25 protein-coding genes are annotated in these 23,672 nt (G+C 52.1%); 11 read left to right on the plus strand and 14 right to left on the minus strand.

The genetic code is table 11. The features are described from left to right. The first annotated feature begins 14 nt into the window (after positions 1-14). From rsmF to OGY09_RS22145, 3 genes are all read left to right on the plus strand, one after another. Positions 15-1,436, plus strand: coding sequence for a 16S rRNA (cytosine(1407)-C(5))-methyltransferase RsmF (gene rsmF, locus OGY09_RS22135; RefSeq protein ID WP_071992550.1), 1,422 nt, complete (start codon positions 15-17; stop codon positions 1,434-1,436). A gap of 100 nt (positions 1,437-1,536) precedes the next feature. Further along, positions 1,537-1,773 (plus strand): YebV family protein, encoded by a 237-nt coding sequence (locus OGY09_RS22140; protein WP_029139506.1) that lies wholly within the window; start codon positions 1,537-1,539, stop codon positions 1,771-1,773. 102 nt (positions 1,774-1,875) lie between these two features. Beyond that, entirely contained in the window at positions 1,876-2,067 is a 192-nt protein-coding gene (locus OGY09_RS22145; protein WP_003034941.1) for a YdfD/YebW family protein, read from the plus strand. On the opposite strand, the gene pphA is transcribed toward OGY09_RS22145, so the two are convergent. The 4 genes from pphA to yobA form a co-directional block, all read right to left on the minus strand. Further along, positions 2,068-2,709, minus strand: coding sequence for a protein-serine/threonine phosphatase (pphA, locus tag OGY09_RS22150; protein ID WP_032943768.1), 642 nt, complete (start codon positions 2,707-2,709; stop codon positions 2,068-2,070). Positions 2,710-3,121: 412 nt separating this feature from the next. Next, positions 3,122-3,460 (minus strand): YebY family protein, encoded by a 339-nt coding sequence (locus tag OGY09_RS22155; RefSeq protein WP_032943770.1) that lies wholly within the window; start codon positions 3,458-3,460, stop codon positions 3,122-3,124. 20 nt (positions 3,461-3,480) lie between these two features. After that, positions 3,481-4,353, minus strand: a complete 873-nt coding sequence (gene copD / locus OGY09_RS22160; protein WP_032943772.1) for a copper homeostasis membrane protein CopD — start codon at positions 4,351-4,353, stop codon at positions 3,481-3,483. 3 nt (positions 4,354-4,356) lie between these two features. Continuing rightward, on the minus strand, positions 4,357-4,731 hold the full coding sequence (gene yobA, locus OGY09_RS22165; protein ID WP_032943775.1) for a CopC domain-containing protein YobA: 375 nt from the start codon (positions 4,729-4,731) through the stop codon (positions 4,357-4,359). 143 nt (positions 4,732-4,874) lie between these two features. On the opposite strand from yobA, the gene OGY09_RS22170 reads away from it, so the two are divergent. The 3 genes from OGY09_RS22170 (at position 4,875) to exoX (ending at position 6,554) form a co-directional block, all read left to right on the plus strand. Further along, positions 4,875-5,105 (plus strand): DNA polymerase III subunit theta, encoded by a 231-nt coding sequence (locus OGY09_RS22170; RefSeq protein ID WP_003034925.1) that lies wholly within the window; start codon positions 4,875-4,877, stop codon positions 5,103-5,105. 106 nt (positions 5,106-5,211) lie between these two features. Next, on the plus strand, positions 5,212-5,868 hold the full coding sequence (locus OGY09_RS22175; RefSeq protein WP_275399173.1) for a carbon-nitrogen hydrolase family protein: 657 nt from the start codon (positions 5,212-5,214) through the stop codon (positions 5,866-5,868). Between the two features lie 23 nt (positions 5,869-5,891). After that, on the plus strand, positions 5,892-6,554 hold the full coding sequence (gene exoX / locus OGY09_RS22180) for an exodeoxyribonuclease X (protein ID WP_032943776.1): 663 nt from the start codon (positions 5,892-5,894) through the stop codon (positions 6,552-6,554). Here the strand turns inward: exoX and ptrB are convergent. The 4 genes from ptrB to yebG form a co-directional block, all read right to left on the minus strand. Continuing rightward, entirely contained in the window at positions 6,545-8,599 is a 2,055-nt protein-coding gene (gene ptrB, locus OGY09_RS22185; RefSeq protein ID WP_122973793.1) for an oligopeptidase B, read from the minus strand. The two genes, exoX and ptrB, sit on opposite strands and share 10 nt — an antisense overlap. An 86-nt stretch (positions 8,600-8,685) precedes the next feature. Then, positions 8,686-9,345, minus strand: a complete 660-nt coding sequence (locus tag OGY09_RS22190) for a tellurite resistance TerB family protein (protein WP_032943779.1) — start codon at positions 9,343-9,345, stop codon at positions 8,686-8,688. Positions 9,346-9,439: 94 nt separating this feature from the next. Beyond that, entirely contained in the window at positions 9,440-9,793 is a 354-nt protein-coding gene (yebF, locus tag OGY09_RS22195; protein WP_020996626.1) for a protein YebF, read from the minus strand. 121 nt (positions 9,794-9,914) lie between these two features. Next, positions 9,915-10,205: a DNA damage-inducible protein YebG gene (gene yebG / locus OGY09_RS22200; protein ID WP_032943780.1), complete on the minus strand. Its 291-nt coding sequence runs from the start codon at positions 10,203-10,205 to the stop codon at positions 9,915-9,917. A 132-nt stretch (positions 10,206-10,337) separates the two neighbouring features. On the opposite strand from yebG, the gene purT reads away from it, so the two are divergent. After that, on the plus strand, positions 10,338-11,516 hold the full coding sequence (gene purT / locus OGY09_RS22205; RefSeq protein WP_032943781.1) for a formate-dependent phosphoribosylglycinamide formyltransferase: 1,179 nt from the start codon (positions 10,338-10,340) through the stop codon (positions 11,514-11,516). 67 nt (positions 11,517-11,583) lie between these two features. Here the strand turns inward: purT and kdgA are convergent, their stop codons facing one another. The 3 genes from kdgA to zwf form a co-directional block, all read right to left on the minus strand. Further along, positions 11,584-12,225 carry a bifunctional 4-hydroxy-2-oxoglutarate aldolase/2-dehydro-3-deoxy-phosphogluconate aldolase gene (kdgA, locus tag OGY09_RS22210; RefSeq protein ID WP_003034901.1) on the minus strand — a complete coding sequence of 214 codons (642 nt, stop codon included), beginning with the start codon at positions 12,223-12,225 and terminating at the stop codon, positions 11,584-11,586. 34 nt (positions 12,226-12,259) lie between these two features. Beyond that, a complete protein-coding gene (gene edd, locus OGY09_RS22215) occupies positions 12,260-14,071 on the minus strand; it encodes a phosphogluconate dehydratase (RefSeq protein ID WP_032943782.1) in 1,812 nt (603 codons plus the stop codon). A 233-nt stretch (positions 14,072-14,304) separates the two neighbouring features. Beyond that, positions 14,305-15,780, minus strand: a complete 1,476-nt coding sequence (zwf, locus tag OGY09_RS22220) for a glucose-6-phosphate dehydrogenase (RefSeq protein WP_003833817.1) — start codon at positions 15,778-15,780, stop codon at positions 14,305-14,307. Positions 15,781-16,144: 364 nt separating this feature from the next. Here zwf and OGY09_RS22225 point away from each other — a divergent pair, with 364 nt between their 5' ends. Further along, positions 16,145-17,014, plus strand: coding sequence for a MurR/RpiR family transcriptional regulator (locus OGY09_RS22225; protein ID WP_032943783.1), 870 nt, complete (start codon positions 16,145-16,147; stop codon positions 17,012-17,014). Between the two features lie 119 nt (positions 17,015-17,133). After that, complete coding sequence (pyk, locus tag OGY09_RS22230) at positions 17,134-18,576, plus strand: pyruvate kinase (RefSeq protein WP_003034890.1); 1,443 nt, start codon at positions 17,134-17,136, stop codon at positions 18,574-18,576. A 46-nt stretch (positions 18,577-18,622) separates the two neighbouring features. On the opposite strand, the gene lpxM is transcribed toward pyk, so the two are convergent. The 3 genes from lpxM to znuA form a co-directional block, all read right to left on the minus strand. After that, complete coding sequence (lpxM, locus tag OGY09_RS22235; protein WP_020996628.1) at positions 18,623-19,594, minus strand: lauroyl-Kdo(2)-lipid IV(A) myristoyltransferase; 972 nt, start codon at positions 19,592-19,594, stop codon at positions 18,623-18,625. Between the two features lie 119 nt (positions 19,595-19,713). Further along, entirely contained in the window at positions 19,714-21,033 is a 1,320-nt protein-coding gene (mepM, locus tag OGY09_RS22240; protein WP_032943784.1) for a murein DD-endopeptidase MepM, read from the minus strand. A 15-nt stretch (positions 21,034-21,048) separates the two neighbouring features. Then, positions 21,049-21,993 carry a zinc ABC transporter substrate-binding protein ZnuA gene (znuA, locus tag OGY09_RS22245; RefSeq protein ID WP_003844151.1) on the minus strand — a complete coding sequence of 315 codons (945 nt, stop codon included), beginning with the start codon at positions 21,991-21,993 and terminating at the stop codon, positions 21,049-21,051. A gap of 78 nt (positions 21,994-22,071) precedes the next feature. Here znuA and znuC point away from each other — a divergent pair, with 78 nt between their 5' ends. Together znuC and znuB are read left to right on the plus strand one after the other, a co-directional pair. Further along, positions 22,072-22,827 (plus strand): zinc ABC transporter ATP-binding protein ZnuC, encoded by a 756-nt coding sequence (gene znuC / locus OGY09_RS22250; protein WP_032943785.1) that lies wholly within the window; start codon positions 22,072-22,074, stop codon positions 22,825-22,827. Next, positions 22,824-23,609: a zinc ABC transporter permease subunit ZnuB gene (gene znuB / locus OGY09_RS22255; protein WP_032943787.1), complete on the plus strand. Its 786-nt coding sequence runs from the start codon at positions 22,824-22,826 to the stop codon at positions 23,607-23,609. The genes znuC and znuB overlap by 4 nt, the downstream gene beginning before the upstream one ends. The last annotated feature ends 63 nt before the right edge of the window (positions 23,610-23,672 follow it).

The raw sequence follows: 23,672 nt of genomic DNA on the forward strand, positions 1-23,672 counted from the left end.
GCCGGTGGTACCAAGTGGCTTATTTTCCCGACGCCTTTCTGACTCAAATGCGTGAAGCAATGCCTTCCACGCTCTCATTCGATGAATTTCTCGCTGCCTGTCAGCGCCCGTTGCGCCGCAGCATTCGCGTCAATACGCTGAAAATCTCCGTTGCCGATTTCCTCGCGCTGACAGCACCTTACAACTGGTCTCTCACTCCGGTTCCCTGGTGTGCTGAAGGCTTTTGGATCGAGCGCGATGATGAAGAGTCAGTGCCGCTCGGCAGCACCGCAGAACATTTAAGCGGCCTGTTTTATATTCAGGAAGCCAGTTCAATGCTGCCAGTCGCAGCACTGTTCGCCGAAGGCAATACCCCGGAACGCGTAATGGATGTTGCGGCAGCCCCCGGCTCCAAAACCACGCAAATTGCCGCAAAAATGAATAATCGAGGCGCCATTCTGGCGAATGAGTTTTCTGCCAGTCGCGTCAAAGTCCTGCATGCCAATATCAGCCGTTGCGGGATAGCCAACGTCGCCCTGACCCATTTTGACGGACGCGTATTTGGCGCTGCGTTGCCGGAATCATTTGATGCCATATTGCTCGACGCACCGTGTTCCGGTGAAGGCGTGGTGCGTAAAGACCCCGATGCGCTAAAAAACTGGTCTGTAGAAAGTAATCTGGAAATTGCCGCAACCCAGCGCGAACTGCTCGACAGCGCCTTCCACGCCCTGCGTCCCGGTGGCACATTGGTTTACTCGACCTGTACGCTTAATCGTGACGAAAATGAAAATATCATGCAGTGGTTGATTGAGACCTACCCTGATGCCGTCGAGTTTTTACCTCTGGGCGATTTATTTCCGCAGGCCGAACGCGCCCTGACGCCGGAAGGATTCCTGCATGTATTCCCGCAGATTTACGATTGCGAAGGTTTCTTCGTTGCGCGTTTACGCAAAACAGCTGCAATCCCTGCACTACCTGCGCCGAAGTATAAAGTCGGTAACTTCCCGTTTAGCCCGCTTAAAGGACGCGAATCTGCGCTTGTCACGCAAGCCGCGAGCGCTTGTGGACTGCAGTGGGAAGATAATTTGCGCCTGTGGCAGCGCGATAAAGAGATCTGGCTGTTCCCGACTGAAATTGAACCTCTGATTGGCAAGGTTCGCTTTTCTCGACTCGGGATCAAACTGGCTGAAACCCACAATAAAGGGTATCGCTGGCAGCATGAGGCCGTTATCGCCCTCGCCGACCCGAACCACAGCCATGCATTCGAACTGACCCTTGCCGAAGCGGAAGAGTGGTATCGCGGTAGAGATGTTTACCCGCAAACCGCACCGACGAGTGACGACGTACTGGTTACGTTCCAGCATCAGCCGATCGGTCTGGCAAAACGCATTGGATCGCGACTGAAGAATAGTTACCCGCGCGATCTTGTCCGGGATGGCAAACTCTTTACGGGATAACGCACGTTTTTACTGGCGCTTTTGCTAACGTTGACTACGCTGAAAAATGGACGGCCTAACTGGTCGTACCACAACCAGCAAATTAACGGAGAGCACGATGATGAAAACCAGTGTGCGCATTGGCGCTTTTGAAATCGACGACGCCGAGTTACATGGCGAATCGCCGGGGGACCGAACGTTAACCATTCCGTGTAAATCCGATCCGGATTTATGTATGCAACTGGATGCCTGGGATGCCGACACCAGCGTCCCGGCCCTGTTGAACGGAGAACATTCAGTACTATTTCGCGAACACTACGATCGTAAGTCAGATGCCTGGATCATGCGCCTTGCCTGATTCAAAAAGAACCCGTCGCCAGACGGGTTATTTCTTGGTTAATTTCCCTCATCTATCAACATCTTCTACACTACAGGTATGGCTTTACCATTTGAGGATGGAATGTTCACGCTGGTTCTTTTTGTGTGCTATCTGGATGGCGGTTGTGAAGATATCGTGGTTGATGTCTACAAAACTGAGCAGCAGTGCCTGATATCGATGGACGATCAACGTATTCGTAACGGCGGATGTTTACCTGCGGACGACTACATCGACAGTTTCTGGCATCCGGCCCAGGAATACAGCGATTTTTGATTATTGCAGTTGTACCAGCGTTAACTCGCCGCCGAATACAGCACCGGTATCAATATAGTGTAGATTCTCGCGATCCAGCCGATGGCGCAACGGCGTGTGGCCAAACCAGAAGTGATCCGCGCCGTGAATCCCACAACCATTGCGCATCAGCCTCGAGCGGTCCCACAGCACGCGCTGTAAATCGATCTCTTTTAGCCACTGATAATCATCATCCGGGTAATCGGCATGAGCAATAACGTGTATACCGTTCTGACAATGCAGCTCCAGAATCCAGGGTAACTGCCAACACGCTTCAAGAGCAAATTTCGCTGCCGGTTGCTCCGCCTGCTCGAACCACGAGCCTCCATTCATAAACCACATGAATTGATCCCCCGTCGCCAGCGCGTCCAGCGCCATCTGTTCATGGTTCCCCCTGACCGCGACAATCCAGCGTTTACGCAGTAGTTTCAGACAACGCAAACTGTCTGGTCCACGGTCGATAACATCCCCCATTGAAACCAGCAAATCCTGCCAGGGATCAAAACGGTACTGGCGAAGTTTAGCCATCAGCATCGAGAAGCATCCGTGGATATCCCCAACCACCCAAACGTGGCGCCACTGCGTACCGTCGATTCGTTGATAGATATTGCCAAGTCGTCCCATGTCGCCTCCAGAGTACAAGGGTACCTGGTTATAATTTTAGCAATGATGGCAAAAAAGCCTGGACGATCGTGGGCAGGAGTATGGTATGGTTTATGGAGAATGCAGCATGCGATACGCCGTGTTTTGCCCTGGATGGCATCGCATTCGCCACATAAAAAGAGACCGAATACGATTCCTGTATTCGGTCCAGGGAAATGGCTCTTGGGAGAGAGCCGTGCGCTAAAAGTTGGCATTAATGCAGGCTAAGTTACCCTGCCATTTAAGAATAGATGACAGCGCCAGGTTTTCCAGTCCGCGACTAAAGTGGCCGGAAAAAAAGGACGTCTGTTACGCATCCAAACGCGAAAACCGCAAGTTCTCCTGCGAGATCCTTGCGGTTTTTTATTGGAAATCAGAGCGCTACATCTGGCAATTAGCAGAGCTTTTCTGCACGCTCTACAAACGGTGCCAGGCTCATTTTTTCGCCCGGTTTCGCAGGATCATCGATCTGGATAATCTCGATCGGCTTTGCCGTGACTTTTCCGCTCTCCACCTGCTGTCTGGCGACATCATTCAACGGGTATTGCACCAGCGTACTGGGATTGATGACATACAGCGCGTTACCTGGACGGCAGGTCAGCATCACCTCTTCCCGATTAAACGCCCACTTATCTTTGCCAACCTCAAAACGGCTGACGGTAATGACCTGCGGCGCAGCCAGCGCGGCTCCGGAGCTTGCCAGGAGTAATAAAGAGATAATGATTTTTTTCATGCGTTTCGCCAGTCCATCAATCAGAAAGGTTCAAGGGTTGCAAACAGGCTGACAATCGCCAGCACAACGGCTCCTATACCCCATTCCAGCTTGGTCATCCAAATAAAATAGAGAGTCATGCCGCGGTTATCCTGCCGCATGCGTGGTACCAGAACATACCGATTCACCAGCGCAATCGCCACCATTAACATGACCAGGGCACCTTTTAACAAAAGCAGTCGCCCGTAAGCCATGTGCCAGGGAACAGAAAAACCGACAATAAACAGCGCATTCATAATACCGGTTAGTAAAACACCGATAACGAAAAGATGCCCATAGCGTGAGAAGCGCATCATGGTACTGATGGCCTGTTCCCGCCAGCGACCTTGCGCCATTCGCATACAGTAAAGTACGGGCAGCAAACCGCCGAACCAGGCGGCAGCGCATACCAAATGTAAGGCGTGGTTAACCTGCTGGATTGCGCCAGGGATACCGCTGTGCAGCGTCGCATGTCCGACGCCAGCCAGCAAAATAAACTGCGCAATTGTCAGCATTAACAGCAGTCGCGGCATACTGCGCGGCACCATGATGGTCACCACCAGTGTGACCAACGCGAGGATAATCTGCCATAACCAGACGCCGCCAAATTGCGTTTGCAACACGGCGAGCCAAACATCTGGAGAGACAACATCCCTCCAGCCTGAGCCCATTAACCCACCCTGAATCGCCAGCATCAGCGTCGCGCTGATAAAGCTCCACGTTGCAGCATGCCGTTGCAGACGTAAAAAACGACGCATCATTAAACGACGAACCGAAACGGGGGCCAGCCATGCGCCGTAAAGCGCACAGCCAAACACCAGCATCAAAGCGGTAAAATGGATAAACCGTAGTGCAACCCAGGTAAATGCCAGCATTGGTTATTTCACGCTAAAGGTATATTGCCCCTTCGTCTTGTGACCATCCACGGAGACAACGTGCCAGTCGACCGTATATTTTCCTGCTTCAAGCGTTTGATCAAGCGGAACAATCAGCTGCGTTTTGTCCTGCTCACTGCGCGATGCCTTGCCCGTTTTGATCTGTTCTTTGTTAGGACCGGTCAGCGTTGCACCGCTGAATCCCGGCTCTACGCCTTCAGAAAAATTCAGCGTCAACGCCTGAGGAGATGCCGCAACTTCAGCGTTAGCCGCCGGACTTTGTTTTGTGAGGTGGGCATGCGCGAATGCCGCAGGTGTTGCCAGGACGCTGGCGAGTACGATGAGCGCGTTGCGAAGCATAGATGCAGATGAAGCCATTTCAACTATTCCTTTTTGTTATGTCTAACCTGTAGAGAATAACCTTCTACAATGGTCGAGTCGAGAATCATCATTTCTGTCTTGCCATTAACGCACACTCTTAGTAACTTTGCGCGCCGAAAGACAGAGAAAAGGAGAAGCCCATGAACATCAATCTGGCCAAACTTGAGCAAGCGGAAATGGATAAGGTCAATGTCGATCTGGCTGCGGCTGGAGTGGCATTTAAGGAGCGATACAATATGCCCGTTGTTGCAGAAGTTGTTGAACGCGAACAGCCAGAGCATTTACGCGACTGGTTCCGCGAAAGACTCATCGCGCACCGCCTGGCATCCGTTTCGCTTTCACGTTTACCATACGAGCCTAAAGTTAAATAAAACTTATATTACGTTACGATTCCTTACATGACGCCTGCTACAGTATAAGCATATTCTTAATCCACACATTAAGGATGGTTGTAGACACTATGAAAAGGAAATCATTATGTCATACTGGAAAATCGCAGCAGCACAATACGAACCTCTTCACACCTCAGTTACCGAACATGTCGCGCATCACCTGCAATTCATTCATGCGGCAGCTCAATGCCAATGTGAATTGCTGGTCTTCCCTTCCCTCTCATTGCTGGGTTGTGTTGATGAGAATGACGCGCTTCCTGCCCCACCCGATGAAGCGCTGTTAGAACCTCTCGCACATGCCGCCGCGACTTATCGTATGACGATAATTGCGGGACTACCGGTAGAACATAACAACCGGTTCGTGAAAGGCATTGCACTTTTCTCTCCCTGGATGACTTCGCCACTAACCTTCCATCAGAGCCACGGGGCCTGTATTGCCAGACAGCGAAATGCCATCAGCGTTGTAGATAGCCAACCGGAAGGCATTGATATCGACCCGGCCTATTCGCTGTTCACCAGCTGCCAGTCAGTCAGTGAACCGGAACTGCTCTCCTCTACATCTCTCCTACAAAGTTTCTCACATAAATTCGCCATCGCGGTATTAATGGCCAATGCGCGGGGTAGCAGTGCGTTATGGGATGAACGAGGTCGATTGATTGTTCGCGCAGACAGCGGTTCGTTGCTGTTAACCGGCCAACGCACGCCACGGGGTTGGCAAGGTGATATCATTCCATTACGCTAGTCGTTTTGGGTCAGGAGCATGGCATGTTGCGCATAATAGATACAGAAACCTGTGGTCTACAGGGAGGCATTGTTGAAATTGCTTCTGTCGACGTGGTTGATGGAAAAATAGTCAACCCCATGAGCCACCTGGTACGCCCCGACCGCCCCATCAGCCCACAGGCGATGGCTATCCATCGCATTACTGAAGCAATGGTGGCCGATAAGCCATGGATTGAAGACGTCATCCCGCAGTATTACGGCAGCGAATGGTACGTTGCGCACAATGCCAGCTTTGACCGCCGCGTATTGCCCGATATGCCCGGGGAATGGATTTGCACCATGAAGCTCTCCCGTCGGTTGTGGCCGGGGATCAAATACAGCAACATGGCGCTGTATAAATCGCGCAAGCTGAGCGTCCAGACGCCAGCAGGTCTCCACCATCACCGCGCCCTGTACGATTGCTACATTACTGCGGCACTGCTGATCGACATCATGCAGACGTCAGGCTGGACAGCCGATCAAATGGTCGATATTACCGGCCGTCCCGCGTTACTCACTACTTTCACTTTTGGTAAGTACCGCGGAAAACCGGTATCAGAAGTAGCTGAACGCGATCCGGGCTATCTGCGCTGGTTATTTAATAACCTTGACAATATGAGCCCGGAACTGCGATTAACGCTAAAACACTATTTGGATCACCCCTGAGTAGGCAGCGTTCCCTGCGCCAGTCCAATCAAAAAAGCGTACTCAAGGGCCACGCCTTCGTAAGATTTAAAACGCCCGGATTTACCGCCGTGTCCGGAATCCATATCCGTGCAAAGTAGCAGCAAACGATCGTCCGTTTTCAGCTCACGCAGTTTTGCCACCCATTTTGCTGGCTCCCAGTATTGCACCTGGGAATCGTGTAATCCCGTCGTGACCAGCAGATGTGGGTATGCCTGCGCGGTTACATTGTCATACGGGCTGTAGCTTTTCATATAGGTGTAATACTCTTCGTCCTGCGGATTACCCCACTCTTCAAACTCACCGGTCGTCAGGGGAATTGATTCATCGAGCATTGTGGTTACCACATCGACAAACGGCACCTGAGCAATAACACCATGGAAGCGTTCCGGGCGCTCATTAATGGCGACGCCCATTAACATGCCTCCGGCGCTTCCGCCCATGCCATAACATAACTCAGGCGCGCCATAGCCCATTTTTAGCAACGCATCACAGACGTCGAGGTAATCATTAAAAGTATTTTTCTTGTGCAGAAACTTACCGTCCTCGTACCACTGTTGTCCTAATTCACCACCACCACGCACATGGGCAATAGCATAAACAAAGCCACGATCCAGTAAGCTCAAACGGCTGCTGCTGAAATCGGCATCCATGCTGGCGCCATATGATCCATAGCCATAAACCAGTAACGGATTTTTTCCTTTCAGAAAATACTTTTGATGATAAACCAGCGAAACCGGAACCTCGGTGCCATCACGCGCAGTTATCCATAGGTGTTCGCTACGGTAATTCGCCGCATCAAATCCGGTGACCTCCGTCTGCTTAAGCACACGACGTTCCCCGGTGTCCATATCCAGTTCAAACAGCGTGTCCGGGGTGGTCATGGAGGAATAACCATAGCGCAGGCGCGATGTCTCCGGCTCTGGATTATAGGCAAGCCAGGTCACATAAGCCGGATCGTCAAAGGCGATCCCGACCACTTCGCGCGTTTTACGATTAATCTGTCGTAGGCTGGTTAAGCCGCGCTGACGCTCTTCTACCACCAGCCAGTCAGTGAATAGCGTAAAGCCCTCCAGCATCACGTTGTCGCGCGCAGGGATCAGCGTCTCCCAGGCTTGCTCATCACGAACGCGGGTACGATACAGGCCGAAATTTTTCCCCTGACGGTTGGATCGCAGATAAAAATTGTGTTGATAGTGATCGAGACTGTATTCATGGTCTTTGCGTCGCGCTAAAAAGACCAACGGTTCGGCATCCGCCAGTTCTGCGTCAAGCAGTAAAACCTCACTGGTGGTCGCGCTGGCGATATGAATAACCACATAGTGTAGCGAGGTGGTTTTATGCAGGCTGACATAAAACATATCATCGGCTTCTTCATACACCAGCTCATCCAGTGACGATGGCGAGCCGACCGTATGTCGCCACACCTGATACGGCAATAACGTTGTTTCGTGCTTGCGCACGTAATAGAAAGTCTGAGAATCATTCGCCCAGACCAGATCCGCTTCGACGTTTTCCAGCACTTCCGGATACCAGTTGCCGCTTTGCAGGTTGCGAAAACGCACGCCATATTGCCGGCGAGAGAGATAATCTTCCGCCAGCGCCATGATGGTGTTATCCGGAGATATCGCCAGTCCTCCCAGCGTATAAAACTCGCTGTGTGCCGCGCGCTGGTTCCCATCCAACAGAGTATCCCAATCATCCCACTCTTCACTGAGGGCAGACTGACGCTGATAAATAGCATATTCGCACCCCGGTTCATAAATATGCCGGTAGCGATAACCATTCTTCACATAGGGGGCGGAAGCATCCTGAGGCGGGATACGGTCGATAATTTCTTTCAGGACGCGATCCTGCAAAGCCTGCTGCGAGGCCATAACCTGACGGCCATACGCATTTTCTTGTTGCAGATAATCCAGCACTTCTGGCTGCGAGCGAGTGTCATCTCGCAGCCAGTAATAATTATCAACACGAGTATCGCCATGCTGCGTCATGGCGTGGGGAATACGAGAAGCTTTTGGTAGCATGTCATTGTTCTTTTGCTTAAACATCCTATAAGGGTGGCAAAAGACAGCAATGATGCAAGCGAAACATGCACCTTAGCGGTAAGTAATTAACCCGGTAAAGCCTGTTTTTGTTCTTTGAGATCCTGTTCAATACCTTCACGAACATCCTGCGGGATCTTCAACGCATCGCCCAGCGCATTGAGATAGCTACGCTCCATAAAGTGGTCGATATCAATCGCCGCACAGCTCAGGAAGTAAATTTCTAGCGCTTCTTCTTCGTTGCGGATCCCTTGCGCCAGGCGCTGGGGATCTAACGGTTGTTCAATGGCTCGTTCAATCAGAACGCGGCCCTGCTCTTCCACGCCCGCTTCACGAAGCTGCTGCTCAATGGCCGCTCGTTCTTTAGCATCAATATGACCGTCGCTTTTCGCCGCAAAAACCAGCGCCAGGATCAGACGTTCAGTTCGCTCATCCAGCGGTGAGCTTTGTGCGCCAAACTGCGGCTCATCCTGATGCGCAGCGCGAACTTTATCTTTGTATTTGTTCCATAACACGGTACCGGCAACCGCGCCGCCGCCCACCAGAAGCGCGCTGGTGCCGTATTTACTCAGTAATTTACGTGAAGATTTGTTGGCAACCAGTAATCCTGCCAGACCGCCTAACGCGCCTGGAACCAGAAGTTTACTCAGCCCTTGCTCGCCAGAAGATGACGTGGAGGATCCTTTTTGCCCAAGAAGAGATTGTAGTTGATTCAGCCAATTAGCCATTTTGCCCCTCAAGTACAGACGAATAATCATCAAAGCGTACCCGAGGGGATGTCAGGAAGTGTTCAGGTCATCAAAAGATGTGCAAATACCTGCGTTACTGCGGCTGATACTCCGCTGTTCCGGCTTTGCAGTCGACTTTTACCTGATAGTGAATATCCGCGCTTTTACCGCGAACCGTCAGGGGAACTGACCATTTCCCGTCTTTGCCCGTAATATCGGGCGTGTTGACCCAGGCGACAGGGTCGGCTTGCCCGACGAGTTTTTGATCGTCAGCCCAGCGCGCGATGCGATTTTGCTGATAGTCACGTTTCACGCTTGCCGCAATACCGTCAGCATCCAGTCCTTCGCACTTGGGGAACTGAACATTCTTGCTTTCCATATTTGCCGCAAATACCGATACGCTGGCAGACAATAACAGCAGGCTCAATAACGCTCTTTTTTTATACATTCTTTTCTCCTTAATCTCCCCTTCGTCCTTCAGGTTGCCTGCGGCAACGTGAAATAACGTCAGAGATTGCACAATGATTCAGGGAAAAGCATGGTACAAAACGTCAGGAGCGCAAGTCGTTTCAGGCAGCCTGAGTATCATCCTCAGTGTGTGCATCGTTTTCGACAGCCTGTGGCGAAGGCAGCTTGCCGTTTTTCAGAATGGCGCTCAGCACATCTTTTTGCTCAGCCAGCCACAGGGAAAGAGCTTCACGCTGCTCGTCTTCGAGCGCTACCGGCGATTGCTCCAGCCATGTGTCGAGCAGATCTGCTGTATCCAGCATTTTGTCATACGCATCGGCTTCCTTTTTGCTGGTAAACGACATTTTTTCCTCACCTTCCCGAATGACTACGTATTTAACTTCAACCGCCATTTTTGCAGCCTCTTAAATTACCTGTATTTATGTACAGTATATTCTTTTTAAGCCCTGAAATCAACCTGGTAATAAAGACAGACGCAAACGTTTTCGTATATACTGCGCCCAGATAAAACAGGGGATTAATTTATGACGTTATTAGGCACAGCGCTGCGTCCCGCAGCAACGCGAGTGATGTTATTAGGTTCAGGTGAACTGGGTAAAGAAGTGGCGATTGAATGCCAACGCCTGGGTGTGGAAGTCATTGCCGTGGATCGTTACCCCGACGCGCCAGCCATGCACGTTGCCCATCGCTCCTACGTAATTAACATGCTGGATGGCGAGGCATTACGCCAGCTTGTCGAGCGTGAAAAACCACATTACATCGTGCCGGAAATAGAGGCGATTGCCACGGATATGCTGATCAAACTGGAACAGGAAGGTCAACACGTTGTGCCTTGCGCACGAGCGACCCAACTGACCATGAACCGGGAAGGAATCCGTCGCCTCGCCGCCGAAGAATTGTCTTTACCCACATCATCTTTCCGTTTTGCAGACACCGAAACACGATTTCGTGAGGCCGTTGCCGAAATCGGCTATCCCTGCATTGTGAAGCCGGTAATGAGTTCTTCCGGCAAGGGGCAGAGCTTTATCCGTTCAGCCGATCAGCTCACCGAGGCGTGGAACTATGCTCAACAGGGAGGCCGGGCAGGCGCCGGACGCGTTATCGTCGAAGGCGTAGTGAATTTTGATTTTGAAATCACCCTGCTAACCGTCAGCGCCGTTGATGGTGTGCATTTCTGCGCGCCGGTAGGTCATCGCCAGGAAGATGGCGATTATCGCGAGTCCTGGCAACCGCAGCAGATGAGTGACCTGGCGCTGGCGCGCGCGCAGGAGATTGCCCGCAAGGTGGTACTGGCGCTGGGCGGTCACGGACTGTTTGGCGTGGAGCTGTTTGTCTGTGGTGATGAGGTGATTTTCAGCGAAGTCTCCCCTCGCCCTCACGACACGGGTATGGTGACCTTAATTTCGCAGGATCTGTCTGAGTTTGCCCTGCACGTACGTGCATTTCTCGGTCTGCCCGTTGGCGAAATCCGCCAGTATGGACCTTCTGCTTCCGCCGTTATTCTGCCGCATCTTACCAGCCAGAATATCACGTTTGAAAACGTGCAAGCCGCTGTAGGTGCGGGTATGCAAGTGCGTTTTTTTGGCAAGCCGGAAATCGACGGGAGCCGTCGTCTGGGCGTTGTGCTGGCCACAGCACAGAGCATTGAAGATGCGGTGATACGCGCGAAAGACGCAGCCGCACAGGTGAAAGTCGCAGGATAAAAACCAGACCCGTAGGCCGGATAAAGCATTGATGCCGTATCCGACCTACGGTTTACGCATTAACGGATTACTGCTTCGCGCCTTCTACTGCTTCACGAGCCAGCTTAGTAATGCGATCGTAATCCCCCGCTTCCAGCGCATCCGCCGGAACCAGCCAGGAACCACCGATGCACAGCACGCTTTTCAGTGCCAGGTAGTCACGGTAGTTCGCCGGAGAGATACCGCCGGTTGGGCAGAAACGCACCTGAGAGAACGGACCCGCAATTGCCTGCAGCGCTTTGGTACCACCATTTGCTTCAGCAGGGAAGAATTTGAACTCTTTCAAACCGTAGTCCATACCCAGCATCAGTTCAGACACGGTGCTGATACCAGGGATCAGCGGAATAGTGCCTTCCGTTGCGGCTTTCAGCAGCGGCTCGGTCAGACCCGGGCTGATAGCAAACTGTGCACCGGCTTCGGTCACTTCAGCCAGCTGTTGTGGATTCAGTACAGTACCTGCACCAACGATAGCGTCCGGAACTTCTTTTGCGATCGCGCGAATGGCATCCATCGCACATGCGGTACGTAAGGTCACTTCCAGAACGCGCACGCCGCCTGCAACCAGCGCTTTTGCCATCGGCACTGCGTGTTCCAGTTTATTAACCACGATAACCGGTACAACCGGGCCAGTGGTCAGGATTGCTTCTGCACTTGTCTTCCAGTTTTTCATCAGAGTTTTCTCTCGCCTGATTACAAAATAAGTCTTAAAAAGTGATACAGGTTGCGCCCTGTTCCGCACCGGACAGCTTTTCACGCAACGCGCTGAACATTTCACGGCCTGTGCCCACGCGCGATGCGCTGAGGTCAGGAATGTGAGGCTGACGAGAAGCAAGTTCCTCTTCATCAACCAGCAGCGTCAATTCACCTGTCTGTCCATTCACACGAATGATGTCGCCATCGCGTACTTTTGCCAGCAGCCCGCCATCGTAGGCTTCTGGGGTTACATGGATTGCTGAAGGCACTTTACCTGAAGCACCTGAAAGTCGTCCATCGGTAACTAACGCAATTTTGAAACAACGGTCCAATAATACACCAAGTGGCGGCATGAGTTTATGTAATTCTGGCATTCCGTTTGCTTTTGGTCCCTGATGGCGCACAACGACTACGCAATCACGGTCGAGCAGTCCCGCATCGAAGGCCGGCAATACATCATGCTGACTTTCAAAAACAACCGCGGGCGCTTCAATTACCTGATTTTCTACCGGAACCGCCGACGTTTTCATCACAGCACGCCCGAGGTTACCGCTCAGCACTTTGGTACCGCCGTGGTGGGAGAATGGCTTATCGATGGTAGCAATCACATTGCTGTCCAGAGACTTCGCTGCCCCTTCGCGCCAGTCCAGCTCACCATCGTTGAGCCAGGGTTCCATGGTGTAACGCGACAAACCAAACCCGGCAACGGTGTTCACATCTTCATGCAGCAGACCCGCGTTCAGCAGTTCGCGCATTAACACCGGCACGCCACCCGCTGCCTGGAAGTGGTTAATATCTGCCGGACCATTCGGATACAGACGCGCCATCAACGGCACGATATCGGACAGATCGGAGAAGTCGTCCCAGTTAATCAGAATCCCGGCTGCACGCGCCATCGCAACCAGGTGCATTGTATGGTTGGTTGACCCCCCGGTCGCCAGCAGCGCGACAATACCGTTCACCACTACTTTTTCATCGATCATTTTACCGATCGGCATCCATTCATTGCCGTTGCCGGTCAGACGCGTTACCTGACGAGCAGCCGCGGCGGTCAACGCTTCGCGCAGCGGGGCATCCGGGTGTACGAATGAGGACCCTGGCAGTTGCATCCCCATAAACTCCACCACCATCTGGTTGGTGTTTGCGGTGCCATAGAACGTACAGGTCCCCGGTGCGTGATAAGACGCCGCTTCGGATTCAAGCAGCGCCATGCGATCGACTTTGCCTTCAGCATACAGCTGACGGATACGCACTTTTTCTTTGTTCGCCAGACCGCTCGCCATCGGGCCGGAGGGAATAAAGATCGAAGGCAGATGACCAAATGACAGTGCCGCCATCACCAGACCCGGGACAATTTTGTCGCACACGCCAAGGAATAACGCGCCGTCGAACATATTGTGTGAGAGGCCGACAGCAGCCGACATCGCAATCACTTCGCGACTCAGCAACGAAAGCTCCATCCCATCCTGTCCCTGGGTCACACCGTCGCACATCGCAGGAACACCGCCAGCGACCTGGCCTACCGCATTGGCTTCATGCAGCGCTTTACGAATGATGTCCGGATAATGTTCGTACGGCTGATGCGCGGAAAGCATGTCGTTATAGGAGGTAATGATCGCGATATTGTTACGCAGCATGCTTTTCAGCGAGGCCTTGTCATCCGGCTGGCAGGCAGCAAAACCATGCGCCAGGTTACCGCACGCCAGCTGTGAACGATGAACGGTAGTCGATTTCGCTTGTTCAATACGGGCAAGGTAGGCGGAACGCGTGTCGCGAGAACGTTCGACAATACGCTTTGTTACGCGTAACAAATTCGGATTCATAGAGGCTCCTAAAATTTATCTGTCAGAGCGTTGGATCAACAATGTGTTTCAGTTGGGTTAAAAGCAGCTGAATCGCTTGTTAGCCGTAGCTCAGGGGCAAAATCGTTTCAGGCAGTGTAATAAAAAAAGCCCCGCGGGTGAATCCACGCGGAGCTTAAAAGTGCAAAAATTATTCTACAATCTGTGTTAGATCATGTTACCGGTAAAATAACACCTATGGGCTAGATGATATTTTACTCGAATTCGTTCCAGGAACGACCATCACGGGTGATCATGGCCACAGAAGCAACCGGTCCCCAGGTGCCTGCCTGATACGGCTTCGGCGCGTCGTTGTCCATTGCCCAGGCTTCGGTAATGGAGTCGACCCACTTCCATGCTTCTTCAACTTCATCACGGCGCACAAACAGCGCCTGAATGCCGCGCATCGTTTCAAGCAGCAGGCGCTCGTAGGCGTCGGCAAGGTGCGTCTGGTTGAAGGTTTCTGAATAGCTCAGATCAAGCTTGGTAATTTGCAGATTATGCTTGTGATCCAGACCCGGCACTTTGTTCAGTACCTGGATATCGACACCTTCATCAGGCTGCAAACGGATGGTCAGCTTGTTCTGCGGTAGATCCTGCCAGGACTCTCTGAACAGATTCAGCTCAGGCGTTTTGAAGTAAACCACCACTTCAGAGCACTTGGTCGGTAAACGCTTACCGGTACGCAGGTAGAACGGTACGCCCGCCCAGCGCCAGTTATCGATATCCACACGGATCGCCACAAACGTTTCCGTGTTGCTGCTCTTGTTCGCGCCTTCTTCTTCCAGGTATCCCGGAACTTTTTTGCCCTGGGCAAAACCGGCGGTGTACTGACCACGAACTGTCTTTTCACGTACGTTCGAACGATCGATACGACGCAGTGATTTCAGTACTTTCACTTTTTCATCACGGATGCTGTCTGCGCTCAGATCGGACGGCGGAGACATCGCGATCATGCACAGGATCTGCAGCAGGTGGTTCTGGATCATGTCGCGCATTTGACCGGCCTGGTCAAAGTAGCCCCAGCGCCCTTCAATGCCCACTTCTTCCGCCACGGTAATTTCTACGTGGTCGATAGTGCGGTTATCCCAGTTATTCACAAACAGGGAGTTGGCAAAACGCAGTGCCAACAGGTTCAGTACCGTCTCTTTGCCGAGATAGTGGTCGATGCGGTAAACCTGGCACTCTTCGAAATACTCGCCAACCTGATCGTTGATTTCACGGGATGTTGCCAGTGATGTACCCAGCGGTTTTTCCATCACCACGCGGGCAGGCTTAGCATTCAGCTTTGCTTCACCCAGACCTTTGCAGATCGCGCCAAAGGTGCTCGGCGGCATTGCGAAATAGTTGATGGTGGTACGCGATTTTTGATCCAGCATTTTGCCCAGACGCTTAAACGCGGCGGTGTCGTTGACGTCCAGGTTACAAAACTCAAGACGACCGCTGAGGGTTTCCCACAAACTTTCATCAATTTTTTCTTTCATGAAGGTTTCGAGCGCTTCGCGCACAACCTTGGTATAGGCTGCTTTGTCCCAGTCGGCACGCCCAACCCCAATGATGCGGGTATCCGGGTTAATCTGGCCGGCCTTTTCCAGTTGATACAGGGAAGGCAGCAATTTCCGCCGCGCCAGGTCGCCCTTCGCGCCGAAAATGACCAGATCACATGCCTGGGCTGTTTGCGTTACCGCCATGTCATTCTCCTCAATTAAGTGCCTGGTGCTTTTGCCAGACACTGGTTGTAATTTTATTACAGTGCACTGTACTGCTTTTACGTGAATCCGGAAACCGTAAACGCTTATCCAGCCGTGCTGTTACCGCGAACAGCCGCTTTATTGGCGTATAACCCATCAAAATGGATAAAAAAGTCGTCTTTTTCGTACCCATGAAGAAGTATGAAAATCCGACTCCGATCATGTAATGAAAAAAAACAACAACTATTTTGTCCATTTTGCCCCGTTGCTGCACTAGCAGGGGTACTATCTACCAGAGTTACCACTCGATTTCCCCTTATCGTTGAAATCGTTTTTGCCCATGACCCATGAGTCTACCTACATCATGAATATGCTGGAAAAAATCCAGTTAAAACTGGAACATTTGAGCAAGTCAGAGCGTAAAGTCGCCGACATTATTCTTGCCTCTCCCGAGCAGTCAATTCACTCAAGCATCGCTGCGCTTGCTGTAGAAGCCAGCGTCAGCGAACCGACGGTGAACCGTTTCTGTCGTAGCATGGATACGCGCGGCTTCCCTGATTTTAAACTGCATCTGGCACAAAGTCTGGCAAATGGTACCCCTTATGTTAATCGCAATGTGGATGAGGATGACAGCGTAGAATCTTATACGGGGAAAATCTTCGAATCGGCGATGGCAAGCCTTGACCACGTTCGTCAGTCGCTGGATAACGCGGCGGTAAACCGGGCGGTAGATTTGTTAACCCAGGCGAAGAAAATCGCCTTCTTTGGTTTAGGTTCTTCCGCCGCGGTCGCACACGACGCGATGAACAAATTTTTCCGCTTTAACGTACCGGTAATCTATTCCGACGACATTGTCCTGCAACGGATGAGTTGTATGAATTGTAGCGACGACGACGTCATTGTGCTTATTTCTCATACCGGAAGAACCAAAAGTCTGGTTGAACTGGCGCAGTTAGCAAGGGAAAACGACGCTATGGTTATCGCCCTCACCTCTCCCGGCACGCCACTGGCGCGTGAAGCCACGCTGGCTATTACCCTCGATGTACCGGAAGATACTGACATTTATATGCCCATGGTCTCTCGACTTGCTCAACTGACCGTGATAGATGTGCTGGCTACAGGATTTACTTTGCGCCGAGGGGCAAAATTTAGAGATAACTTGAAGCGTGTCAAGGAAGCGCTCAAGGAATCGCGTTTTGATAAAGAATTACTCATCAAGAGTGATGACAGCTAAAAGCAATAACAATGTTCTACCCTTTTATCATCCGGGTCGTTCATTTTACCGTTAATGTTTGAGAACGGCCGGATTAATGTTCACGCAACACCTAGTTGTTTCAGTCAACGGAGTATTACATGTCCAGAAGGCTTCGCAGAACCAAAATCGTTACCACGTTAGGCCCGGCAACTGACCGCGATAACAACCTTGAGAAGATTATCGCCGCGGGTGCGAACGTCGTACGTATGAACTTTTCCCACGGCTCTCCAGAAGATCACAAACTGCGGGCGGATAAGGTCCGTGAAATTGCCGCAAAACTGGGACGTCATGTAGCTATTTTGGGTGACCTGCAGGGACCTAAAATCCGCGTATCTACCTTTAAAGAAGGTAAAGTTTTTCTTAATGTTGGCGACAAGTTCCTGTTAGACGCCAACCTCGGTAAAGGCGAAGGCGACAAAGAAAAAGTCGGCATTGATTATAAGGGACTTCCTGCAGACGTCGTGCCTGGCGATATCCTGCTGCTCGACGACGGGCGCGTACAGCTTAAAGTGCTGGAAGTTCAGGGCATGAAAGTCTTCACCGAAGTCACTGTCGGTGGCCCGCTGTCCAATAACAAGGGCATCAACAAACTGGGCGGCGGTCTCTCTGCTGAAGCCCTGACCGAAAAAGACAAAGCCGACATCATTACCGCAGCGCAAATCAGCGTTGACTATTTGGCTGTCTCCTTCCCGCGTTGCGGCGAAGATCTAAACTATGCCCGCCGTCTGGCGCGCGACGCCGGTTGCGATGCGAAAATTGTCGCCAAGGTAGAACGTGCAGAAGCCGTCTGCGACCAGAATGCGATGGATGACATCATCCTCGCTTCTGACGTAGTGATGGTAGCCCGTGGCGACCTGGGTGTTGAAATCGGTGACCCTGAGCTGGTAGGTATTCAGAAAGCGTTGATTCGTCGTGCGCGTCAGCTGAACCGTGCGGTCATCACCGCCACACAGATGATGGAGTCGATGATCACCAACCCAATGCCGACTCGTGCGGAAGTGATGGACGTGGCTAACGCCGTCCTCGACGGCACCGATGCCGTGATGCTCTCTGCCGAAACAGCAGCAGGTCAGTACCCGGCGGAAACCGTCGCGGCAATGGCGCGCGTTTGCCTGGGTGCAGAGAAGATCCCAAGCATCAACGTCTCTAAACACCGCCTGGACGTGCAGTTTGATAACGTTGAAGAAGCGATTGCGATGTCAGCGATGTACGCTGCTAACCACCTTAAAGGGGTCACTGCTATCATTGCTATGACGGAGTCCGGTCGTACTGCGCTGATGACTTCTCGTATCAGTTCCGGTCTGCCAATTTTCGCGATGTCTCGTCATGAACGTACGCTGAATCTGACCTCTCTGTATCGCGGTGTCACCCCGGTTCACTTTGACAGCGAAACAGATGGCGTCGTTGCCGCCAATGAAGCAGTGAACCTGCTGCGTGATAAAGGCTATCTGGTTTCCGGCGATCTGGTGATCGTGACACAGGGCGATGTGATGAGCACTATTGGCTCAACTAACACCACGCGTATCCTGACCGTCGAGTAACGCCAGCGTTTGATGTAAAAAAGCCTCTCGTTTGAGAGGCTTTTTTTTATTTCTTCGGATAAAGATCTTTGCGCTTATAGGGCTCAATCTCGCCGGGTTTACGCGTCTTAAGCAGTTTCAGTATCCAGGTATATTGTTCGACATGAGGCGTGACAAAAATTTCCACCTCTTCGTTCATTCGTCTGGCAATGGTGTGGTCATCCGCTGTCAGGATGTCATCCATCGGAGGACGGACCTTAATCGTCAGGCGGTGAGTTTTACCGTCATACACCGGAAACAGCGGCACTACACGCGCGTGGCAAACCTTCATCAAGCGACCAATTGCCGGTAACGTTGCTTTATAGGTAGCAAAAAAATCGACAAACTCACTGTGCTCAGGCCCATGGTCCTGATCCGGCAAGTAATATCCCCAATATCCCTGACGTACAGACTGAATAAACGGTTTGATGCCATCATTACGCGCATGTAATCGACCTCCGAAACGACGGCGTACCGTGTTCCAGACGTAATCAAATACCGGGTTTCCCTGATTGTGGAACATTGCTGCCATTTTCTGTCCCTGGGAAGCCATCAGCATCGCCGGGATATCTACGCCCCAGCCATGAGGAACGAGAAAAATCACTTTTTCATCGTTGCGGCGCATCTCTTCGATGATTTCAAGGCCCTGCCAGTCAACCCGATTCTGAATTTTCTCCGGCCCTCGCAGGGCGAGTTCCGCCATCATGACCATCGCCTGAGGGGCGGTCGCGAACATCTCATCAACAATGGCTTCGCGCTCAGCTTCGCTGCGTTCAGGAAAACAAAGGGATAAATTGATCAGCGCTCTGCGACGTGAGCTTTTTCCCAAGCGTCCAACCATCCGTCCGAGCTTTGCCAGAATAGGATCGCGAAATGACGCCGGCGTTAACGCAATCCCAGCTATCGCCGCTACACCCAGCCAGGCGCCCCAGTAGCGCGGATAGCGAAATGATTTATCAAACTCAGGGATATACTCAATATTCTTTTTTTTCGTTTCCATGCTCTTCCAGTGTCTGGTGCGGCAAAAAGTAGATCTGCTGATAGTGTAGCGGCGCACGATGCGCCGTACAAAATAAAAAAGCCGGCACGCATCGCGTACCGGCTTTATCAGTGTGCTAATTAATCAAAACGTAGCTGAGGCATAACTTCTTTCACCTGCGCCAGATAATCGGTGCGATCCGAGCCGGTCAGACCTTCTGTACGCGGCAGTTTCGCCGTCAGAGGGTTCACGGCCTGCTGGTTGATCCACACTTCGTAGTGCAGATGCGGACCTGTTGAACGCCCGGTGTTACCTGACAGCGCGATACGATCGCCACGTTTCACTTTTTGACCTGGTTTCACCAACAGCTTACGCAGGTGCATATAACGGGTGGTGTAGGTACGACCATGACGAACCGCAACATAGTATCCGGCAGCGCCGCTACGCTTCGCTACGACCACTTCACCATCGCCTACCGACAGTACTGGCGTCCCCTGCGGCATCGCAAAGTCGACACCTTTGTGCGGCGCTACGCGTCCAGTCACCGGATTCAGGCGACGCGGGTTAAAGTTCGAGGAGATGCGGAACTGTTTCGCCGTCGGGAAACGCATGAAGCCTTTCGCCAGCCCGGTACCGTTACGGTCATAGAACTTACCGTCTTCAGCACGGATGGCGTAATAGTCTTTGCCTTCAGAACGTAAACGCACGCCCAGCAGCTGGCTTTGCTCGCGCTTACCGTCCAGCATTTCGCGAGACATCAGCACAGAGAACTCATCGCCTTTTTTCAGTTTGCGGAAATCCATCTGCCACTGCATGGCCTTAATCACTGCGCTGATTTCAGAGCTGGTCAGTCCGGCCTCTTTGGCGCTGCCGACGAAGCTTCCGCCCACAGTGCCTTTGATACGGCTGTTAACCCAATCGCCCTGCTGCATTTCGCTGCTCATTTTGAAACCTGTCGCAGTACGATCGTAAGTGCGGGTTTCACGGCGGGACACTTCCCAGGTCAGGCGCTGCAGGTCACCTTCCGCGCTTAAGGTCCATGATAACTGCTGACCAATTTTCAGATTGCGCAGTTCTTTATCGGAAGCAGCGAGCTGACTGATGTCACCCATATCGATGCCGTACTGATTAAGAATACTGCTCAGCGTATCGCCTGTAGAGACGACATACTCATGCACGCCGGCTTCACCAGACGTTTTGTCATCCAGTTCATCCTGTGGAATGGCTTCGTCTTCCTGCGCGGCCTGATCGATAGGTTCACTGGCCTCAGGCAACAGTGAACGAATCTCGCTTTTTTCCAGCTCGATAGTTTTAACGATAGGTGCGGAATCGGGATGGTAAACATAAGGCCGCCAGACGGCGACGGCCAATGTCAGTACGGTAAGCGACCCCAGCATAACGCGATGGGGTCGCGGCAGATTATTAAATGCCAGAGCGACAGAGCGGGCTATCTGTTGCACGTATTCACTTCCTCATTAATCTCCTTTCAGGCAGCTCGCATACTGGTTGGCTAATTGGTTCAAAAACGCTGAATAGCTTGTTTTACCCAGTTTGATATTCGTTCCGAGCGGATCCAACGTTCCCATTCGAACGGATGTCCCTCTCGCGACGGCTTCAACGACCGCTGGCCTGAACTGTGGCTCAGCAAAAACGCAGGTTGCTTTTTGCTCAACCAACTGTGTTCTTATTTCATGTAAACGCTGCGCACCAGGTTGAATCTCAGGGTTCACGGTAAAGTGACCAAGCGGTGTTAGTCCGTAGTGTTTTTCGTAGTAGCCATAGGCGTCATGAAAAACGAAATAACCTTTTCCCTTGAGCGGTGCGAGCTCGTTACCTACCTGCTTATCGGTTGCGGCTAATTGTGCCTCAAAATCCTTCAGGTTGGCGTCAAGTTTGGCTCGACTTTGCGGCATAAGTTCCACTAATTTTTCATGGATTGCAACCGCTGAGGCCCGCGCTATCTCTGGGGAAAGCCAAAGATGCATGTTGTAATCGCCATGATGGTGATGCTCGTCACTTTTTTCACTGCCAGCATCATTGTGTCCATGATCGTCATCGTCGTCATCAGCACCTTTCATGAGTAACGGTTTCACGTCATTGAGCTGCGCAATCGTTACCTGTTTCGCGTTAGGAATATTCTTGACTGACTTTTCCATAAACGCTTCCATCTCAGGTCCGATCCAAACGACTAAGTCCGCGCCCTGTAAGCGTTTTACGTCTGATGGACGCAATGAGTAATCGTGTTCGGAAGCCCCGTCAGGCAGGAGAACCTCAGTGTCTGTTACCCCGTCTGCAATGGCTGAAGCAATAAACCCCAGCGGCTTGAGCGAGGCCACCACAGCGGCATTTGCTGCCTGTGTTGCACTACCCCAAAGAGCAGCGGATAATGCTGCGAAAAGAAGCGTATTTTTATGTAACATAATGCGACCAATCATCGTAATGAATGTAAGAAATGTGATATTATAACATTCTATAACTTCTGCAAGACTAAAATTGATATGACGACTTTGGTTTCACTGGAAAATGTCTCGGTCTCTTATGGTCAACGCCGCGTCCTGTCTGACGTATCGCTTGAACTTCGACCCGGTAAAATTTTAACGCTTCTCGGCCCAAATGGCGCCGGGAAGTCTACGCTGGTGCGCGTTGTATTAGGGCTGGTAGCGGCTGATGAGGGAGTAATCAAGCGTAATGGTCAATTGCGGATTGGCTATGTACCGCAAAAACTTTACCTCGATACTACGCTGCCACTGACGGTAAGTCGGTTTATGCGCTTACGTCCCGGCACCAAAAAAGAGGATATCCTTCCGGCACTGAAGCGCGTTCAGGCCGGGCATCTGATGGATGCGCCGATGCAAAAGCTCTCTGGCGGGGAAACGCAACGCGTCCTGTTGGCCCGTGCTTTATTGAATAAACCTCAGCTACTGGTGCTCGATGAACCAACCCAGGGCGTGGATGTCAATGGGCAGGTCGCACTGTACGACCTTATCGACCAGTTGCGACGTGAACTGGATTGCGCCGTACTGATGGTTTCCCATGACCTGCATCTGGTGATGGCCAAAACCGATGAGGTACTGTGCCTGAACCATCATATTTGCTGTTCCGGTGCGCCGGAAGTGGTTTCTATGCACCCGGAATTCATCTCAATGTTCGGGCAACGCGGCGCCGAACAACTCGGAATTTACCGTCATAATCACAATCACCGCCACGATTTACAGGGTCGTATCGTCTTACGCCGGGGAAATGGTCACCCATGATTGAATTGTTATTACCCGGTTGGTTAGCCGGGATCATGCTGGCCTGTGCCGCTGGCCCACTCGGCTCGTTTGTAGTCTGGCGTCGAATGTCTTATTTCGGTGATACGCTGGCCCACGCTTCGCTGCTGGGGGTCGCCTTTGGCCTGCTGCTGGATGTAAACCCTTTCTATGCGGTTATCGCCGTCACCCTGTTGCTGGCTGGCGGTCTGGTATGGCTGGAGAAGCGCCCTCACCTTGCGATCGATACCTTGCTGGGTATTATGGCGCACAGCGCATTGTCATTGGGGCTGGTTGTTGTCAGCCTGATGTCCAACATCCGTGTGGATCTGATGGCTTACCTGTTTGGTGATTTGCTCGCCGTGACGCCAGAAGATCTTATCACTATCGCCATTGGCGTGGTTATTGTTCTGGCGATTCTGTTCTGGCAGTGGCGTAACCTGCTGTCGATGACCATCAGTCCGGATCTGGCATTTGTCGATGGCGTGAAGCTGCAACGCGTGAAGCTGCTGCTGATGCTGGTTACGGCGTTAACGATTGGCGTGGCGATGAAGTTTGTCGGGGCGCTGATTATCACCTCACTGCTTATCATCCCTGCGGCGACCGCCCGTCGCTTTGCCCGTACGCCGGAGCAGATGGCAGGGGTTGCCGTTGGAGTGGGAATAATAGCTGTTACAGGCGGGCTGACCTTCTCGGCCTTCTATGACACCCCGGCAGGTCCTTCCGTGGTGCTGTGCGCCGCGCTGCTGTTTATTTTCAGCATGATGAAAAAGCAAGCGAGCTAAGCATGCGTTGCCCGGTGGCGCTGCGCTTACCGGGCCTACAAAATCGCCCAGGCCTGATGAGCG

The organism is Citrobacter sp. Cpo071 (assembly GCF_030332765.1).
GTDB classification, from domain to species: domain Bacteria; phylum Pseudomonadota; class Gammaproteobacteria; order Enterobacterales; family Enterobacteriaceae; genus Citrobacter; species Citrobacter portucalensis.

Coding starts and splice junctions, on each gene's coding strand:
- OGY09_RS22140 (WP_029139506.1), top strand. CDS start 1,537: ATGAAAACCAGTGTGCGCATTGGCGCTTTTGAAATCGACGACGCCGAG.
- OGY09_RS22145 (WP_003034941.1), top strand. CDS start 1,876: ATGTTCACGCTGGTTCTTTTTGTGTGCTATCTGGATGGCGGTTGTGAA.
- pphA (WP_032943768.1), bottom strand. CDS start 2,709: ATGGGACGACTTGGCAATATCTATCAACGAATCGACGGTACGCAGTGG.
- OGY09_RS22155 (WP_032943770.1), bottom strand. CDS start 3,460: ATGAAAAAAATCATTATCTCTTTATTACTCCTGGCAAGCTCCGGAGCC.
- copD (WP_032943772.1), bottom strand. CDS start 4,353: ATGCTGGCATTTACCTGGGTTGCACTACGGTTTATCCATTTTACCGCT.
- yobA (WP_032943775.1), bottom strand. CDS start 4,731: ATGGCTTCATCTGCATCTATGCTTCGCAACGCGCTCATCGTACTCGCC.
- OGY09_RS22170 (WP_003034925.1), top strand. CDS start 4,875: ATGAACATCAATCTGGCCAAACTTGAGCAAGCGGAAATGGATAAGGTC.
- OGY09_RS22175 (WP_275399173.1), top strand. CDS start 5,212: ATGTCATACTGGAAAATCGCAGCAGCACAATACGAACCTCTTCACACC.
- exoX (WP_032943776.1), top strand. CDS start 5,892: ATGTTGCGCATAATAGATACAGAAACCTGTGGTCTACAGGGAGGCATT.
- ptrB (WP_122973793.1), bottom strand. CDS start 8,599: ATGCTACCAAAAGCTTCTCGTATTCCCCACGCCATGACGCAGCATGGC.
- OGY09_RS22190 (WP_032943779.1), bottom strand. CDS start 9,345: ATGGCTAATTGGCTGAATCAACTACAATCTCTTCTTGGGCAAAAAGGA.
- yebF (WP_020996626.1), bottom strand. CDS start 9,793: ATGTATAAAAAAAGAGCGTTATTGAGCCTGCTGTTATTGTCTGCCAGC.
- yebG (WP_032943780.1), bottom strand. CDS start 10,205: ATGGCGGTTGAAGTTAAATACGTAGTCATTCGGGAAGGTGAGGAAAAA.
- purT (WP_032943781.1), top strand. CDS start 10,338: ATGACGTTATTAGGCACAGCGCTGCGTCCCGCAGCAACGCGAGTGATG.
- kdgA (WP_003034901.1), bottom strand. CDS start 12,225: ATGAAAAACTGGAAGACAAGTGCAGAAGCAATCCTGACCACTGGCCCG.
- edd (WP_032943782.1), bottom strand. CDS start 14,071: ATGAATCCGAATTTGTTACGCGTAACAAAGCGTATTGTCGAACGTTCT.
- zwf (WP_003833817.1), bottom strand. CDS start 15,780: ATGGCGGTAACGCAAACAGCCCAGGCATGTGATCTGGTCATTTTCGGC.
- OGY09_RS22225 (WP_032943783.1), top strand. CDS start 16,145: ATGAATATGCTGGAAAAAATCCAGTTAAAACTGGAACATTTGAGCAAG.
- pyk (WP_003034890.1), top strand. CDS start 17,134: ATGTCCAGAAGGCTTCGCAGAACCAAAATCGTTACCACGTTAGGCCCG.
- lpxM (WP_020996628.1), bottom strand. CDS start 19,594: ATGGAAACGAAAAAAAAGAATATTGAGTATATCCCTGAGTTTGATAAA.
- znuA (WP_003844151.1), bottom strand. CDS start 21,993: ATGTTACATAAAAATACGCTTCTTTTCGCAGCATTATCCGCTGCTCTT.
- znuC (WP_032943785.1), top strand. CDS start 22,072: ATGACGACTTTGGTTTCACTGGAAAATGTCTCGGTCTCTTATGGTCAA.
- znuB (WP_032943787.1), top strand. CDS start 22,824: ATGATTGAATTGTTATTACCCGGTTGGTTAGCCGGGATCATGCTGGCC.